The organism is Metabacillus sp. 22489 (genome assembly GCF_052044855.1).
GTDB lineage: Bacteria > Bacillota > Bacilli > Bacillales > Bacillaceae > Metabacillus > Metabacillus niabensis.
In genome coordinates, this window is sequence record NZ_JBQENT010000012.1 from 1 (window position 1) to 17,076 (window position 17,076).

A 17,076-nucleotide genomic window follows, 5' to 3' on the forward strand; every position below is an offset into this window, starting at 1 on the left:
ATAAAGTGAAAAAGTCTATAAAGAAAGGCGACTATCCGTCCAAAAAATGAACGGATAGTCGCCTTTTTCGTTTACGATCTTGAAATAAAATTAAAAAACGTAAGTTTTTCAGTGGCCTCTCTACAAACAGCCTTTGTTTCACTGAAAGTATGTAGATGCATCACTTAAAACTAGGTGAATCTTATTTGATTGACCATGATTAGGAACAAGCGTATACTATTAATTGAACAATTGTTCAAAACGTTTGTTCAAAAGTGATGAAAGGAATGAGTCCATTAAAACAAAACAGAAGTAATGATAGAAATAAGGACGTAAGAGATCAAATCCTTCGGGCAGCAAAGGTATTATTTGCGAAAAAGGGCTATGAAGGGACGACTGTTAGACAAATTTGTCATGAGGCAAATGTTTCATTGGCACTTGTTTCTTATCATTTTGGTGGAAAAGAAAATGTTTTCTTTGAAGTGTTTCAACCAATTAGACAATTGTTTGAGAATATGAAATATGATTTATCAGATTCGTTAGGTGCACTTAAGAGCTTTTGTAGACAGTTTGTTATTTTTAGAAATGAAGAAAGTGAATTAGTTAGTATACTACAGCAAGAGTTAGTAATGAATAGTCCGAGATTAGAGATGCTGACGGATGTATTTCTTCCTTCGTGGGAACAGCTTCGGTTAATATTGCAGGAATGTCAGGAGAGAAATTTGATTGATTTTCCATCAGTTGACGTAGCGGTTAATTTTATAATGGGAACATTAATGTTTTCTCACAATAATGCATTTTTGAATCGTACTCAATCGGAAATGAGTCCCGAACAGGTAGCGGATTTTGCCGTAAACTTTATTATTAATGGACTGCAAGCAACTTCAGAACAAGGAAAGAGGTAAAGAAAGATGAAAGCAGCAAAGATATACGGAATGAAAGATATTCGAGTAGAAGATGCAGAAATACCTGCTCTAGAAGAAGGTATGGTGAAGGTAAAAGTCGAATATGCAGGGATTTGTGGTAGCGATATGCATGAGTATGTAGCCGGCCCTTATCCAATCCGTACTCAGCCTGTTTTGGGTCATGAGTTTTCAGGTGTAGTTGTGGAAGTAGGTAAAGGTGTAACAAATGGAAAAGTGGGAGATCGGGTAGCTGTAGAACCACTAATTCCATGTGGAAAATGTGATAATTGTCAAAGAGGCTTTGTTAACTTATGCACAGAGCGTCAAGGCTATGGATATACTGTCTCAGGAGGCTTTGCCCAATTTGCAGTGGTGAATCAAGAAAATATTTTCCACTTACCTGAAAACATGAGCTTAGAGCTTGGAGCACTTGTAGAGCCAACGGCAGTTGCTGTGCACGCAGTTCGCCAAAGCCAATTAAGACTTGGTGACACTGCAGCAATATTTGGTGCTGGTCCAATCGGATTATTGTTGTTACAAGCTGTTAAAGCAGCAGGTGCAAGTGAGATTTTTGTTGTAGAGGTTGCAGATGAACGTCGCCAGAAAGCATTGGAACTTGGAGCAACACATGTGATTAATCCAATCGAAACAGATGCAGTATCATTTATTCGTGAAAAAACGAATGGTGGAGTAAATGTTGCCTATGATGCAGCTGGTGTACAAGCGACATTTACAAGTGGAGTAAGCGCCGTGCGCCCTGGAGGAGAGTTCAAAATTGTCAGTGTATGGGAAAAACCAGTCAATTTTGATCCAAATATGATCGTAAGAACAGAAGCAAAAATCAGTGGGTCTTATGCATACGTTCGCTTATTTCCTGAAGTCATTCGTCTGTTAGCTAATGGTGTAATTGATGGGAAATCAGTCATTACAAGTGAGATTGCGTTAAATGATATTGCTGAAAAAGGCTTCGAATTGTTAACAAAGGATCGTAGGCAATGCAAAATTCTAGTGAATATGAACCTATAATTAATATGTTAATTTAGACATATGGTCAATTAAAAGCTAAAGGAATTCACGGATTTTTACAGTAGGGTTAAGTGAAATTTAATAGGAAGTAACTTAGAGTGTGTTTTGATTAATTTTGTTTCAAAACACGCTTTTTCTTTTTTATGTTGATGACAAAGGAACGCCCTAATTTATGTTTTTTTTTCTAATAAAGAGAAGTCTTAAAAATTTATCTATCTATTAACCGTTAATACACTTGAATTAAATAAGTCACCATGTATATTTAATAGTAATTGTTTTTATTTCCAATTCAAAAACATCTTTTGAAATCTCAATTTTTAAGGAGAATTCGTATGGAAAGTTTTAAGAAAAAGGTACAAGCAATCGTAACTGAAAAACAGTTATGTTCTATTATGAATAACACAAAATGGGAGAGATTACAGATTGGAGTTCTCAATCGATTACCATTTACTCCCCCTTATCAAGTAAAGTATATTCTACAAGAAAAGCCTGAACCCGCTACTTTTGATACGGATGTTTGGTACTTGGGAGATTGGATAGAGGGGTTATTCCCTTTTTATGCGATCGAATGGATTAAAGTTAGACCAAGATATGTAAAGCATAAAGGCAGGCTCGTTGATGATGAAGTGATTGATATAACAGAGCAATTTCGCGAATTACTACACAATCTTCACATTCCTTATAAAGAGGAAAATAACGCATTTTATATTTACGGTTATTCGGCAAGCACTGAATTCATAAGAAATGATTAAAAGGCAAGTTTGAAGGAAGAAGTGTTTATTAAAGAATTGATTTCGGTTGATGCATGATATGAAAAAGGCATTGCTATAGCGCACCTTATCGGTATGTTACATAGTTAAATAAAGTAGGTGAGAGTGATGAAAGAACGGAAAATCCTAATGCAGCAAAAGATAAAACGTAATAAACAAAAGAATCAAAAGTATGATCTAATCAATCGATTACCACATCGTTTATCATGTGAAATGGAAAATTGCGAATTAATCTTCTCTCCGGAAGTAGATGCAATTTTAGATAAAGTACACAAATTATGGAATTATGAGCTTCATAAAGGGGACTTTGTAACTAAATATCATAACTTCAGAAAGGAATTTAGCTGGGAAGATGAAGTTATTCAATATGTCCAACAGATAAAAATAGAAGAGAAGCAAGCATATTTATTTTTGGGGATAAATGACAGTCCTATCTTTCTTGTGAATGGAGAATGGGTCATAGAAAACTTTTCTGATATATGGGAAGCAATCAACTATACTGATTTATGGGTTTTTGATATGGATGTCAACTATGGTGTTCTCGTTTCCCGATATGGAGGCTATTTAGAACATGACCCCAATCCAAAGGAAATTTTATATGCAATTACTAAATGGTGAGGAAGTAAGGAAATTCCTGAATTATGATTGATGATAATCCTTTCACTTAGTTTTTTGCAAAAGCTAGTCATAATCCTATTTTTAAGGAGCAGCTTGAAGATGATGAATGAGGAGAAAATCATATCGATTATTGAACAGGATGAATGGATGATGGAAATATTAAGGATGGCAAAATCATTGGATTTACCTGATTGGTGGATATGTGCTGGGTTTGTCCGTTCAAAAATATGGGATATCTTACATAACTTTAATGAGAGAACGCCGATCCCTGATGTTGATGTCATCTATTTTGATTCTGGACATGTTGACGAATTGCGTGAAAAAAAGCTTGAGGAAAAACTAAAATCGCTTGATGAAACGATTCCTTGGTCGATAAAAAATGAAGCAAGAATGCACTTGAAAAGTAAAATGCCACCATATTCTTCTTCAGTTGATGCGATATCGAAGTTTCCAGAAACAGCAACAGCATTAGGCGTGAAATTAGATGACAAGGATCATGTGTGTTTAATAGCACCTTGGGGAATCAGTGATGTTGTTCATTTAGAAGTAAAGCCAACCCCTTATTTTATCGAGAATAAACATCGTGCTGCAATTTACGAAGAACGCATTGCAAAAAAGAATTGGCAATCAACTTGGAGTCAATTAAGTATTCATCATATCAACAATAATCTATAATTTTGCCTTTTTTATAGTAAAAAAGTCCATTCACGAAAATGGACCACGAAACAAAAAAGCGGGGAATGACAACGTGAAAATATTACTCGATTTCTTGAATATGATTTCCTAATCAATTTATTAAGACGTGTTCTCTTTGCTTTACAAGTTCAAAATATATTGCTGATATTGTTTGAGTAAATAGAAAAACAGGAAATGAATAAGAAAGTTGATAGCCTTTCTGAAAGGTTATAATATCAACAAAAGTTAAAATCCATAAGGCAATTACTCCAATGAATGCCCATATGAGTACGTAAACAATAAAGCTTTCCTTCCTAATTTTAATGGCATCATAAAAGTAAAAAAAGTAATATCCAAAAGGTGCAAACAATAAATAATAAAAAATATCTGCAACCTCATATTTATTTAAATCATTTACTCGATAATAATCGATTAATCCTCCACCGATCGTAAAGTCGAATAAAAGTCCGATTGTAAATCCCCACATTAAGCTTAAAAATTTCATATGTGGTGTGAATTTTTTTGGTAAAAGGAAAAATCCTAAATAGACAGCGGCGTTAAAAATTAAAAGGAAAACTTCATTTTTATCAAAACTATCCCATAATGGCATTTAACCTTCCACCTCCGTTTGTTTATGCTGCTTAAAGTAATTTAGGAAAAAATAAGTGATTAACTGAAGCGAAAAGAAATATAAAATATCGTAAAGTAAATTCCATTTTATGGGTTTTGTAATGTGAAAATATCGACTGAGTATAGACAATAAAACAAGAATAAAAGTTGATACTAGCATAATGAGTAGAGATTTTCCAAAAGAGTTAGCAGGTCTTATGTAATTCATTGCCGTTGCGATAATTAATGGTATCGTTAAGCTTCGGGTAATAATAAACGCCGTATGATTTAATGGTTTTGCCGATATTTCAAGTAATTTCCACTCTTCATAAATCATCCACGACCAATTTATATTAATAATGAGAACAAACAAAATAACAAATGAATTTTCAAGAAAAGAAAACTCCTTTTTCATTACGAAAAATATGACAGTTATTAGCCATGAAACTAAGAAGATAGTTGCAAATCCCAATGTGAACACCCCCATGGTACCTTTTGGCTTATTGTCTACTTTGAGAAAAAAATCTATTCGTAGCATACCTCTAGAAAAATTGAAAACTTTGCTGATTTTTATAGCTTGGATTTATCGCAACAACGAAAAAAGCAGAGAATAGATAAATCTCTGCTTATTCAAACTAAGAATATAAATTTGTTTTTCATGAGATAAATGATCTGGTTATTAACTTTATCTTAAAGTTCAACGTTTATAGTGGAATTAATGAGGCTTCAATACAACCTTAATGCAATCATCTGTCTTTGTATCGAATATTTCATATCCTCGTTTTGCTTCATCTAAAGGGAGAACATGTGTAACAACATCAGCAGGATCTACCTTCCCATCTGCAAACAGCTGATAAAGCTTTGGCATAATTGGAATGACATGCGCTTGGCCCATTTTTAATTGGACATTTCGTTGGAAAATATCACCTAATGGAAATGCGTTATATCTCATTCCATACACACCAGTTAATTGGATCGTCCCACATTTTCTGACAGCCTGACTAGCGGTTACGATTGCGCCCATTGAGCCACCGTGAAGCTTTAAACCTGTAGCTAAAAATTCCATCGGTGTCATTTTTCCATCCATTCCAACGCAATCGATGACAACATCTGCACCACCCTTTGTCATTTCTTTTAAGTGGTTGCCAATGTTTTTTTCACTTTCAAAGTTTACAATTTCAACATGATTTGTTTTTTTTGCATGTTCCAGCCTGTAGTCAACATAATCAACAGCTATCACTCTTTCTGCACCGAAAAGCCAAGCGAATTTTTGCGCTAAAAGACCAACAGGACCACAGCCTAAAATAATAACGGTATCTCCTTTTTTCACACCTGCATTATCAACAGACCAGTAGGCAGTCGATGCTGCATCGGCAAGGAGAACTAGTTTTTCATCCTCCATTTCACAGTTTTCGGGTATTTTAAAAGGGGTAAAATTACCGTAGGGCACTCGTAAATATTCAGCCTGACCACCAGCAACTCCACCTGTTGTTTCCGAATAGCCGAAAAAACCGCCCATTTCCCCATGCTCATTCGAGTTATCACATTGACTAGTGAAATCGTTATTGCAATACCAGCATTGCCCACAGCTTACGTTAAAGGGAATGATTACGCGATCTCCCTTTTTTAAGTTTTTAACCTCTGGGCCAACTTCTTCGACTATCCCCATTGGCTCATGGCCGATAATAAAGTTTTCGGGGGTATTCGGGATCATCCCATGAATTAAATGGAGATCAGAGCCACAAATGGCAGAGGTTGTTACTTTAATGATGAGATCATCTGCCTTTTCGATTTTCGGATCATTTACTTCTTTTACTGCGACATCTTTAATTCCTTGATATGTAACTGCCTTCATGTCTATAACATCCTCCTAAAGCATCTATTTATTCGGTGTTGCAAACGTCCCTAGACGATCAGTGTCAGTTGGGAAAAGCTCCATATCTGCAATGGCAAGTGCCATATCTGCTGCTTTAATATCTAGTTCAATTTGCTTTTCGACATCGTGTGGGTATAACCAGCCTTTTTCCATCATTAGCTCTGATATTTCTTGGTGGAGGTCAATGGCCTGCTCCATTTGACGAGACAACGCTTGCCTTAAGTCAGCGCTAGCTGTTTCCGTCAAGGCAACTGCATAATAGCGAATTCCTGTTTTAACAGTAAGTAAAAAATCTAAGGCAAATGAGGAATCTGCCATTTTCGGCATTCCTTCTGCATATTTCGGATCCAAATAGTCTTGATTCATAAATGGTTCACCTCTTAATGTAGTGTTCGAGCTTTCTCATACAATTGTTTAAGCTCTTTAATTGCTGCAACTGACTGAGCTACATCTTTTTGCATCAATGCTTTTAAGTCATTGTCAAAGCAAATACCTTGCATCAATTTTGAGCGAATTAAGCAATTTGTTTTAAAATTCAATAGTTCATGTGTATCCATCGTTTCATGATAAGCTAAAGCATTTATTTCCATTGAATTCACTCCTTTTTCTTTAGAATGACCTATTTTTGCAAACGATCATCCGAAAAAAATTACCAATAGTAGTTATCTGATGATTAAGTATAGGAAATGGTCCGATTGGTACTCTATAAATAAGAATTTTCCAAAGATAGGAGAGGAACGATGACTCAGTATTTAGGATTACATGAAACACTTGAATTACATGAATTGTTAACATTTAAAAATTTATCATTAACAAAGGCGTTTACAATGAGCGGATTAGTACAGGATCCAACCTTAAAAGAAATTTTATTAGCAGATGTAGAAGCAGGAACAAAATTTGTCACACAGATAAAGCAGCTTATGACAGAAAGGAGCGATAACAGTTATGAATGAGCTCGTGAAAAAACTGATGGGGATGGGCGGGATGACGGATCAGGTAATCGCAACAGATTTTCTAATTTCAGCTAAAGCCAATATTAGAAATCTTGCCTTCGCCATAACTGAAGCTTCAACACCAGCAGTAAAGGAAGTGTTACGTGAACAGCTCAGACACGCAGTTTTGACTCATGAGAAAATTTCATCATATATGATTGATGAAGGAATGTATCATCCTAGTGACTTAAGTAAACAATTAAAGACAGATTTAACGATAACAGAAACGGCATTGAAATTAACGGATTAAGATGATGTGACAGATATGAAAGGGAAATTCCCTTTATACCTGTCACATATTTTTATCTATAAAGTACTAAATTTCGACAAAAAACATAGTCCGAAAGTTATATTTAACCTCCCAAATTGTTTAAATATGTGTATAATAATAAACAGATTAATAGAATATTGTCTTATTTTGGTATCATTTGTAATTTTTACTTAAAAAATAAGCCTATATTTCTATAAAAAAATTTAGGAGGAAAAAAAGTGATATGTAGTAATTGTGGCCACCAAAACGAAGGTGGAAAATTTTGTGTGAAATGTGGAACGAAGCTGGTGGGAGAGACAGCTGAACAACAACAAGCTGCAACAGTCGAACCAACGATTCCTGTTTCGAATCAGCCAGTACAGCCAGAACAAGCAGAAACAACATTTTCGGCACAACCAACTCGACCTGAACAACCAGTACAGCCTGCTGAGCCTAACAAGCATGTTGAAGCCGCGAAAAATGTATCGAAATTATTCTTTTCTTATTTTATTGATGGACTTAAAAATCCGACAAAAGCGGCACAATCAGTAGGACAAGAGCAATTTGTAAATGGATTGATTACAATGATCCTATATGCTCTATTTATTCCACTTACGATTTACTTTGGACTTAAGGTAGTAATTGCAAATTTACTTGAAAAAATTGCGGGGATTTTCCCTGATGAATTTGACTTTTTTGATATAACTCAAATGATAAGCTTTTATGAACAACCTGGATTTTCTTCCGTATTAAAACCAATTTTTTATAGTTTAATTATTATTGCAATTATTGTACTTCTTACATTTGTAGTGATTAAGCTTGGTAGAGTTCAACTTAACATTAAAGAGTTGATCGCTAGATTTGGAGCATTTTCAATTGTACCAACAGCTTTATTATTAGTTGCTCTTATTCTTTCAATTATTAAAGTTGATATCTTCTTATATGTATGGTTTTTCGGACTTTTAGGTTTATTATTTGTCATTCCATTTACTATTTATAGCTTCAAAAAGGATGTTCCTTTCGGACTAGATGGTATTTATGGAACGATCATTATGTTTATTGTCATTTTAATTATTACAAGTTTTGTACTAAACAATTTCACTGATAGTTTAGTTTCGGGAGACATTGATTTAACGAAATTATTTAATGATTTTGATTTTTAATCAAATTTAAGGCAAGCGTCACATGCAGGTGACGCTTGCTTTTGTTCAAAGTAAAGAAGGGTTATTTTTTTGTTTTCACGCTTAAATAAAAACATCGTTTAAGAGATAGGGTGACATCAAGTGGAATATTGTCGTAACTGTGGCACAAAATTGATTGAGGGGCAGCAATTTTGTGCTGAATGTGGTGAGCTGGTGAAACGAAATCATGCAAATGAAAATAAGCAGGCACATAGTGTTTCATCAAAGCCAGCTCAAGAAAAAATGAGTAGTTCAGATCTGTCAAAGCAGCCCATTTTTAAAAGCAAAAAATCAAAAATAATCGCCATTGTTGGTGTTGTTGTTGTCGCATTATTGGCAGGAGGCTATTATGTTGTAGGAGAGATGACATCTCCAACGAAGGTAGCTGAACACTTTATCGACGCGGTTGACCAAAAAGATGTTAAAACGGTTAAGAAGTATATTAATGAAGGTCAATATGAAGTAAAGGCAAATGATAACGAAACAAAGGCTTTTCTTAATTATTTACATGAGCATCCAAGAATGATTACATCAATAGCTGATGGACTTTTATCAGATGCTGCTGCTTTAGAAGATGAGAAATCGTCTGAGCAGCCATCTCCATTTGCAGCATTAAAAGAGGATGGGAAAAAGTGGGTGCTGTTTAATTCGTATAAAATCAAAATCCAAACCTTTTATATTGATGTTGCTTCTGAAAGTGAAAAGACGGAAATCTATGTAAATGATGTAAAAAAAGCAACCATTGAAGAGGAAGAGCAAATTGGACCGTTGCTACCAGGTGAGTATACGGTAAAAGCGGTTATTAATGGTGAATATGGAAAGGTTGAAGCTGACGAAAAGCTGAATACCGAAGACTTTGTAGAGCAAACAGCCTCATTGGAATTTGACTGGTCTAATCATTACGTCTATATTTATTCGAATTATGATGATGCGGTACTTTATGTGAACGATAAAAGCACAAAAATGAAAATAGGAGATCTCGAAGAATTCGGTCCTGTTCCATTAGATGGTTCACTTAAAATTTATGCACAAAGGAAATTTGGCGATGAAGAAAAGAAAAGCAATGTTGTAACCTTAGAAGAAAATACAACAGACGCGGAACTATTTTTCGAAGACCAAGATGGAAGTATGCTTGAGGCTAATGAGGACTATGATAGTATTGATGCTTCAACTGAGACAGAGGCGATTGAAGAAGTGATTCTCGGGCATTATCATTCGATTTCAAATGACAATTTTCAATCGGCCTATGACTTTTTCTCTAGTTCATATAAATCAAAAGTTACTTTTGATGGATGGACAAAAGGTCTCGAACAGAATATAAATGATACGGTAACAATGTTAAATATTACAAGTGTTGATGATACTACAGCTAAGGCATATGTTGAAATGACATCATATGATGAGCAAGAAGATGGTAGTACATTAGTCCAAGAATGGGGTGGAACCTGGAACCTAGTAAAGGAAAGTGATGGTTGGAAGCTTGAGAAAGCCCAATTAGAAAAACTAGCGTCCAGAACGGAATAATGAAAAATAGACGTAAATCTAAAAGAATGATTCGTTTCATGCCTTTCCTGCTTTTATTAATCGTCCTAGTTATAATAGGTGGATATTTTTTCACAGCAAATAGCAATCAAGCTGAAAATGCTCCAGGGAATCAAAAGGCAGAACAACATACAGATTCAACGAAAAATTTAACAAAAAAGGAAACCAATCAGAAAGCTGACCGTAATAAAGAAGTATCAACCTTCTCTCAAGTACAGAAGCAAACAGATACCTCGATCGAGGAAAAGGTTGATGATTTGTTAGCAGAGATGACGTTGGAAGAAAAAATCGGACAATTGATGGTCATTGGCTTTGATGGGAAAGAAATAAATGACCATGCAAAAACGATGATAAATGAATATAAAGTTGGCGGCATTATTTATTACGATCGTAACATGGAATCACCTGGCCAGGTGACAAAGCTAAGCAATGATTTACAGCAGCTTGCATTAAATAACGCTAAGCAGATTCCCTTATTAATTAGCATTGACCAAGAGGGTGGTCAAATTGTGCGGATGCGGGATAAAGTATCGAATATTCCTTCCCAACAGGAATTAGGGAAAAACGGTAGCAGTCAAGCGGTTTATGATTCAGCATTAAAAAATGGTCAAGAGTTAAAAACGATGGGGATTCATGTAAATTTTGCACCAGTATTAGATTTATCTGAAACCGATTCCCGTTCATTTGGCATTGATCCTAAGAAAACGGCTGAGCTTGGAGAGCAGGCTATCGCCGGTTTTACCGATGCAGGTATAACGGCAACATTAAAGCATTTTCCTGGAAATGGCCGAAGCAATATCGATCCTCATCATGAAACATCATCAGTTGAGGCGAATCAATTGGATCTAGAAAATAATGATATTTATCCATTCAAAAAAATGATAGATGAGGTTGATCACCGTTCATTTTTTACAATGGTCACACATATTAAATACCCAGCTTATGATAAAGAAAACCCAGCGAGCATTTCACGAGTTATTATAAGTGAGCTGTTAAGAAAAAAGCTTGGTTACACAGGAATTGTTGTAACAGATGACTTAGAGATGGGTGCTGTAAATAAATACTTTACTTATGAAGATTTAGGCTTTAGTGCAATTGATGCAGGTGCTGACCTTTTATTAGTATGCCATACGCTTGAAAGCCAAAAAGAAGTGTTTAAGGGAATTCAGAAGGCTGTTCAAGAAAAGAAATTATCTGAGGAGCGAATTGATGAGGCAGTAAAGAGAATCTTATCCTTCAAGCTTCAATCGATAAAAGAGACAAACTTAAATATTGAAACAGCAGAAAATACGGTTGGTAAATAGCATAGCATAGTAAAGTGTATGTTTTGATTTACACTGTTAGTTTTTAACCTATACCTTTTCAATACGATGGTAGATTTATACTGGCAGTTAAATAGATAAATGAGATTTTAGGGGGAGTAACATTCATGTATTGTGCAAATTGTGGTACACAGTATGAGGCGAATTATAAGTTTTGTCCATCATGTGGTACCAAAATTGAGGAAGTAATCGAAACAGCAAAGCAAGAGACAGCAGCAAATTTAGAAACAGGAAATAATCAACCACAAGTCGTATCAAAGGTAAAAAAGCCTTTTACACTAAAAAAAGCACTGATTATTGCTGGTATTGTTGTTCTTGCTGGAGCAGGTACAGCAGCCGGTTTTATTTTGCATAAATCACCGAAAGAGCTATATTTGCTTTCAGAAATTAATTCATTAAAACAAGTGGCCGAAGATGTCGATAGTCATTATGGTGATTTAATTGAATTTAACCAAAAGACATTAGAAAAGCCTTCAAGCAATGAAACGACTTTAAGTGGGAATTTTGAAATTGAATCATTGGAATCAGATCCTGATGTACAAATGGTTAAAGATATTTTAAGTGAAGCATCACTGACGACAAAAACAGAAATAAGCCCTTTAACAAATGAAGGCTATTATTCACTAGGAGTTAATCTTGCAGATGAGGAAGCTGTAAATGTAGAGCTTTACCAATCTAAGGAACAGCTAGGTTTAAAAATACCTGCTCTATATGAGAAATTTTTATATGTGAATTTCAATGAATTTGGCGAAGCGATGAGAATGCTTGATCCTAGCTATGATGGTCCAGAAACGTTGGAACTAGCAGATATTGATTTAAACGAATTAAAATTAACAGATAAAGAAAAAGAGCATTTACAGAAAAAATACACAGAATTTTTATTATCACATTTAAAAGATGAGCAGTTTAGTCTTGAAAAAGGAATCGACTATAAACATGATGGTACAGAGCTAAAACTAAGAAAAGTCACATTTGAAATGTCTCCAAAAGAGTCAAATCAATTTATGATTGATTTTATCGATGTCTTAATTAAAGATACTGAATTACACAATATGCTCGTTAAACGAGTGGAGAAGCTTTCAGAGCTTGCGGTATCACTTGATGAAGCTAGTGCAGAAGAATTAAATGCGAAGGAAATGAAAGAAGAGCTAATTGAGGGCTTAAAAGATGCAAAAGAAGATTTAAAGGATTCACCAGTGTTAAGAGGAATTAAGTCGGAGCTATTAATCGATAATAAAGAGCAAGTTGTTGACCGTAAGTTGACAATTGGATTTGGAGATGATTCCTCAGATGCTGAGCTTGTATTAACAAGCAAAAATGTTCCGCTGAAAAATGATAATAGATATGAAGAATTAAAGATTAAAGCTGGTTCAAAAGAGGACGAAACAGAAGTTGCCTTTGAAATGAGCAACGATATAGATGTGAAGAAAGCAGATAATACAATTGAGAAGAGAAAGATATCCATTTCTTCTACGTCATACGGTGTATCGGACGGTAAGGTTGATGTAGCAATTACTTCAAACTACAAAGGAAAATCAGGAAGTAAGCAAACAGTTAACCATGAATTTAAAATAGAAGCGTCCGATGATGCGATTTATGATATGCCTTCTGGTTTGTCTGGAACAGTCGTCGAAACAAGGGATGTCAATTTGAAAAAGGAATACTCGAATGAAAAGTATGAAATTGAGCTAAATATTGAGGATGAATATGATGCAGGATCAATCATGTTTACGATTGATTCAAAAACAAAGCTGAAAAAGAAAGCTGACTTACCTCAATTAAATAATGATTCATCTGAAGGATTAAATATTGCAAAAATTACTGAAGAGGACATTTATGCAATTGAAGAGGAAGTTTACAATAATATGATGGAGCTTGCCGAAAAATTCGGCTTCAGCTATGAAGACATGATGGGTACTTATGAAGAGGATTATTCTGGTGAAGAGTATTACGAAGATGAATTGTTCTATGAGGATGGCTATTATGAAGATGAATTATTCGATGAGGAACTTCTAGAGAGCTACTAAAACATATGTTGAAGAAAGGAATGCTACATCCAATCATTTGGATGTCTTTCCTTTTTTTATTGGCTCTTTTTAATAACATTGTTGTTTTTAAGGTAAACTTTGCAATGGAGCGGAAACGAGAAGAAAAGTTTAATAGAAATCGCTACATACTGAATTTAAAGTAGATATGAACTCACGGGAGTTTTGTCATGAAAAATATATTTGTTTTTACAGCCTTTCAATTGAAAATTCTTTGGGGAAATAGGAAAACAGCGATATTTTTATGGTTGTGTCCTATTTTCTTTTTATGCTTATTCGTTCTTATCGGAATGTCTGTTTTACAGGATGACAATCGAATGGATTCGTTTAAGGTTGCGATTGTAAACAACGACCCGACGCTAGAAACAAGACTCGTCATCCAACAGCTTACGGAAAATGATGATTTCAATAAAATCATGAAGACGATGCAGGTTGATGAGGAAAAAGCAGGCAAGTTGCTTGGGGAGAACGAAATCGCTGCAATGATAATCATTCCAAAAGGGTTTAGTCATGATGCAACAAACGGTATTAATACACCTGTAACAGTGATCGGAAATGAACAGCAGCCATTACAAGCACAAATGGTTAAATATGTGATGGATAGCGCAGCAAACTATACATCTGCAGCCCAAAGTGGGATAAATACAGTTAACGACTTTATGAAGAAAATAGATGTTGCAAAGAGCGAACGATCTGAGACAGTCAAAAGAGCAATCATTTCCTATTCTTTACATGTTTTAGGCAGAAATGAAATTTACTCAGAAATCGAACAATCTGTCCTGTTTCAGGAAAGCATGGTCCATTATTATGTTGGTTCCTTTTTTGTGCTGCTTTTAATGATTTGGTCATTTATTGGAACGATGCTCGTCAATAAGCAAATCATCCAAGCGGTGAAGCAACGATTAAATTCACTAGGGGTTACTTTATTTCAGACAACAGCTGCTACATGCTTATCAAATTTTATTCTAGTCTTTATAAGCGGACTCCTCCTTGCTATATCAATCTTTTATATCGGTAATGTATTTCCTGACGTAAACAAATTGTATTTAGTTTGTGCGATTTTTACTATGTCTCTATTGTTTACGTCAATATTTATGCTAATCCAGTCCATCGTAGTCCGTGAGAGTTATTTTCAAACGATCGGGATGCTAATTATTCTGTTTGGTGCTATTACAGGGGGACATCTTATCCCACAAATCTATTATCCGGAATGGCTTCAACAGCTTAGCATGTTTTCGATTAATACATGGGTGCTTAAATTCATATTTTTAATGATTGAGGATATAACGACATTTTCCTATTGGAATTATGTTTGTACGTTTTTACTAGTTTCGTTTTTCTTCATCTTGTTAACAAAGATCGTGACGATGATTCGTACAGTAAAGGGAGGGGGAAAGTAATGAGGATATTTTTCGCAAAATGTAAGCAAATGATAAAAAAACCGAGTATCCTTCTTTTTTTCCTTGCTCCGGCTGTCATCACGATGCTGTTTGGCACATTACTCGAATCACAGCAGGAGGATTTGGTTATCCCGATTGCAATTGTTGATGAGGATGGCTCTAGCTTATCTTCCTCGATAATAAACCGAGTAAAGGAGCAAAAAAGACTGGCCATCATTGAAACAACGATTGAGGAAGCGGATAAAATGCTGGAAAGAAAAGAGATTGATAGTGTATTTGTTTTTAAAAAGAATTTCCAGCAGCAGCTTTTAATAGAAAAGCGTGAAGAGATCATCGAAATGAAAATTGCACCGTCCTCTATTGCCTATACGATTGTACGAGAAGTGATTGCGAGCGAAGTAACCCGAATCACAAGCTCGATTAAAGCAGCAAATCAAGTAGGACAAATATATAAGCAATTTGGGATGGAAAGACAAGAGATAAAGGAAGCGTGGAATGAAGCGTTTGCTTATTCAAGTATTGAACAATGGGAGCCTCAACCACTTATGACAATTGACTATATGACTGGAGCGAGCTCTAGCCAGCCTGTTGCGGAGGATGAAGCGATTGCTAAGCCTTATATCGGCCTATGGGGATTTTTTACGCTCATCATTTGTTTCCTCCAATCCGATTGGATGATAAAAGAAAAAATGCTGTTCAAGCGGATGAAAACAACGTATCAAGGATTACCGAGTTATTTACTGCAAACATCAGCAGCGGTCTTTCTCCTTCAAGCGGTGCAAGCTTGTGGAAGTTTTTTTCTGTTTACAAGGTTACACATCGTTGAAGGTGAATCGCTATTACTTTTCATGATGGTATTATATCTGTTTTTTAGTATTGGATTGGCGATCTTTTCAGCAAGCGTTATTCATCATATCGGAAGCTATTATGTGTTTGGCGTTTTAATAAGCTTGATAATGGCAGTTTTTAGTGGGAGTCTTTTCCCGATTAACGAAATCGTCAGGGATTTTCAAGCATGGGCAAATATATTCCCTCAAGCACTGCTACTCAAGCCTAATATGATGATTTCTGAAGAGAGCAGCAAGCTTCTTCTTATTATTGCAATGGCGATTCTATTATGGGGTAGCTCAATATGGAGGTTGTTAAAAAGTGATAACAATTGATCAAGTTCACCATAACTACGGGAAAAAGAAGATTTTACAAGGTGTCTCCCTTCAAATAAATGCTGGAGAAATATTTGGACTACTTGGGCCAAATGGTGCTGGTAAATCAACATTATTATCGATTTTAACGACAACGGTAAAGCCTTCTAAGGGAACCGTGACAATGAAAGGGCTCGACATCCATAAACAAACGAAGCAGGTTAGACAAATGATCGGGTATGTGCCACAGGATATTGCCCTTTGGGACGAATTGACGGTAAAGGAAAACCTTAAATTTTGGAGTAAGTTCCTAAAAACAAAAGTAAGTGTCGCAAGAATGCTTGAAGCGTGTGAGGAAGTGAAATTACAGGATAAATGGAATGAAAAGGTTTCAAAGCTTTCTGGCGGGATGAAGCGGAAATTGAATATTGCAGTCGCCTTAATGCATGACCCTGACATTTTGCTAATGGATGAACCAACTGTTGGAATCGACCTTCAATCAAAGCTTGAAATCAATGAATATATGAAAAGCTTAGCAGCTGCAGGGAAGACAATTGTTTATACAACACATGATATGAGCGAGATTAAAACGATATGTAAACGTATCGGGGTGCTTAAAAAAGGGAGCATTGAATTTACTGGGACTCTAGAAGAAGCGAAATCTTACTTAAATAAACAGGGGAATGAGCCGATAGTAAATGAAGAGGAGCTTATTTTTGCGATGCTCCGCGAAGAAAGGTAAAC

Annotated in this window: 19 protein-coding genes; 14 read left to right on the forward strand and 5 right to left on the reverse strand. The window is 35.4% G+C overall.

Features of this window, described 5'->3' with window-relative positions; all coding sequences use genetic code 11:
• Positions 1-266: 266 nt before the first annotated feature.
• The 5 genes from ACTJJ9_RS09275 to ACTJJ9_RS09295 all read left to right on the forward strand — a co-directional run bounded on the left by ACTJJ9_RS09275 (position 267) and on the right by ACTJJ9_RS09295 (position 3,973).
• A complete protein-coding gene (locus ACTJJ9_RS09275; RefSeq protein ID WP_255451786.1) occupies positions 267-884 on the forward strand; it encodes a TetR/AcrR family transcriptional regulator in 618 nt (205 codons plus the stop codon).
• 6 nt (positions 885-890) lie between these two features.
• Positions 891-1,910, forward strand: a complete 1,020-nt coding sequence (locus ACTJJ9_RS09280) for a 2,3-butanediol dehydrogenase (protein ID WP_145580723.1) — start codon at positions 891-893, stop codon at positions 1,908-1,910.
• 332 nt (positions 1,911-2,242) lie between these two features.
• Entirely contained in the window at positions 2,243-2,662 is a 420-nt protein-coding gene (locus tag ACTJJ9_RS09285) for a DUF6678 family protein (protein WP_095299949.1), read from the forward strand.
• A 126-nt stretch (positions 2,663-2,788) separates the two neighbouring features.
• Positions 2,789-3,298: a hypothetical protein gene (locus ACTJJ9_RS09290; RefSeq protein ID WP_145580724.1), complete on the forward strand. Its 510-nt coding sequence runs from the start codon at positions 2,789-2,791 to the stop codon at positions 3,296-3,298.
• Positions 3,299-3,391: 93 nt separating this feature from the next.
• Positions 3,392-3,973, forward strand: coding sequence for a nucleotidyltransferase family protein (locus ACTJJ9_RS09295; protein WP_170944321.1), 582 nt, complete (start codon positions 3,392-3,394; stop codon positions 3,971-3,973).
• A 112-nt stretch (positions 3,974-4,085) separates the two neighbouring features.
• Here ACTJJ9_RS09295 and ACTJJ9_RS09300 read toward each other — a convergent pair whose 3' ends face one another.
• From ACTJJ9_RS09300 to ACTJJ9_RS09320, 5 genes are all read right to left on the reverse strand, one after another.
• Positions 4,086-4,583 carry a hypothetical protein gene (locus tag ACTJJ9_RS09300; RefSeq protein WP_095299951.1) on the reverse strand — a complete coding sequence of 166 codons (498 nt, stop codon included), beginning with the start codon at positions 4,581-4,583 and terminating at the stop codon, positions 4,086-4,088.
• Entirely contained in the window at positions 4,584-5,054 is a 471-nt protein-coding gene (locus tag ACTJJ9_RS09305) for a hypothetical protein (protein ID WP_095299952.1), read from the reverse strand.
• 243 nt (positions 5,055-5,297) lie between these two features.
• Positions 5,298-6,437, reverse strand: a complete 1,140-nt coding sequence (locus ACTJJ9_RS09310; protein WP_145580725.1) for a zinc-dependent alcohol dehydrogenase — start codon at positions 6,435-6,437, stop codon at positions 5,298-5,300.
• 24 nt (positions 6,438-6,461) lie between these two features.
• A complete protein-coding gene (locus ACTJJ9_RS09315; RefSeq protein WP_095299954.1) occupies positions 6,462-6,824 on the reverse strand; it encodes a spore coat protein in 363 nt (120 codons plus the stop codon).
• A 14-nt stretch (positions 6,825-6,838) separates the two neighbouring features.
• Positions 6,839-7,048 carry a spore coat protein gene (locus tag ACTJJ9_RS09320; protein WP_095299955.1) on the reverse strand — a complete coding sequence of 70 codons (210 nt, stop codon included), beginning with the start codon at positions 7,046-7,048 and terminating at the stop codon, positions 6,839-6,841.
• Positions 7,049-7,198: 150 nt separating this feature from the next.
• Here ACTJJ9_RS09320 and ACTJJ9_RS09325 point away from each other — a divergent pair, with 150 nt between their 5' ends.
• The 9 genes from ACTJJ9_RS09325 (at position 7,199) to ccmA (ending at position 17,074) form a co-directional block, all read left to right on the forward strand.
• Complete coding sequence (locus ACTJJ9_RS09325) at positions 7,199-7,411, forward strand: hypothetical protein (RefSeq protein WP_145580726.1); 213 nt, start codon at positions 7,199-7,201, stop codon at positions 7,409-7,411.
• On the forward strand, positions 7,404-7,700 hold the full coding sequence (locus ACTJJ9_RS09330; protein WP_095299957.1) for a spore coat protein: 297 nt from the start codon (positions 7,404-7,406) through the stop codon (positions 7,698-7,700). The genes ACTJJ9_RS09325 and ACTJJ9_RS09330 overlap by 8 nt, the downstream gene beginning before the upstream one ends.
• Before the next feature lie 239 nt (positions 7,701-7,939).
• Positions 7,940-8,863, forward strand: a complete 924-nt coding sequence (locus ACTJJ9_RS09335) for a zinc ribbon domain-containing protein (RefSeq protein ID WP_095299958.1) — start codon at positions 7,940-7,942, stop codon at positions 8,861-8,863.
• A 120-nt stretch (positions 8,864-8,983) separates the two neighbouring features.
• The gene (locus tag ACTJJ9_RS09340; protein ID WP_145580727.1) at positions 8,984-10,405 is read left to right on the forward strand and encodes a TcaA 3rd/4th domain-containing protein; all 1,422 of its coding nucleotides are present in this window, start codon (positions 8,984-8,986) and stop codon (positions 10,403-10,405) included.
• A complete protein-coding gene (gene nagZ, locus ACTJJ9_RS09345; protein ID WP_145580728.1) occupies positions 10,405-11,727 on the forward strand; it encodes a beta-N-acetylhexosaminidase in 1,323 nt (440 codons plus the stop codon). The genes ACTJJ9_RS09340 and nagZ overlap by 1 nt, the downstream gene beginning before the upstream one ends.
• Before the next feature lie 125 nt (positions 11,728-11,852).
• On the forward strand, positions 11,853-13,772 hold the full coding sequence (locus ACTJJ9_RS09350; RefSeq protein ID WP_440768639.1) for a zinc-ribbon domain-containing protein: 1,920 nt from the start codon (positions 11,853-11,855) through the stop codon (positions 13,770-13,772).
• A gap of 188 nt (positions 13,773-13,960) precedes the next feature.
• Positions 13,961-15,190, forward strand: coding sequence for an ABC transporter permease (locus tag ACTJJ9_RS09355; RefSeq protein WP_145580730.1), 1,230 nt, complete (start codon positions 13,961-13,963; stop codon positions 15,188-15,190).
• A complete protein-coding gene (locus tag ACTJJ9_RS09360; RefSeq protein ID WP_145580731.1) occupies positions 15,190-16,353 on the forward strand; it encodes an ABC transporter permease in 1,164 nt (387 codons plus the stop codon). The genes ACTJJ9_RS09355 and ACTJJ9_RS09360 overlap by 1 nt, the downstream gene beginning before the upstream one ends.
• The gene (gene ccmA, locus ACTJJ9_RS09365) at positions 16,340-17,074 is read left to right on the forward strand and encodes a heme ABC exporter ATP-binding protein CcmA (RefSeq protein ID WP_145580732.1); all 735 of its coding nucleotides are present in this window, start codon (positions 16,340-16,342) and stop codon (positions 17,072-17,074) included. Before ACTJJ9_RS09360 ends, ccmA begins: the two co-directional genes overlap by 14 nt.
• The last annotated feature ends 2 nt before the right edge of the window (positions 17,075-17,076 follow it).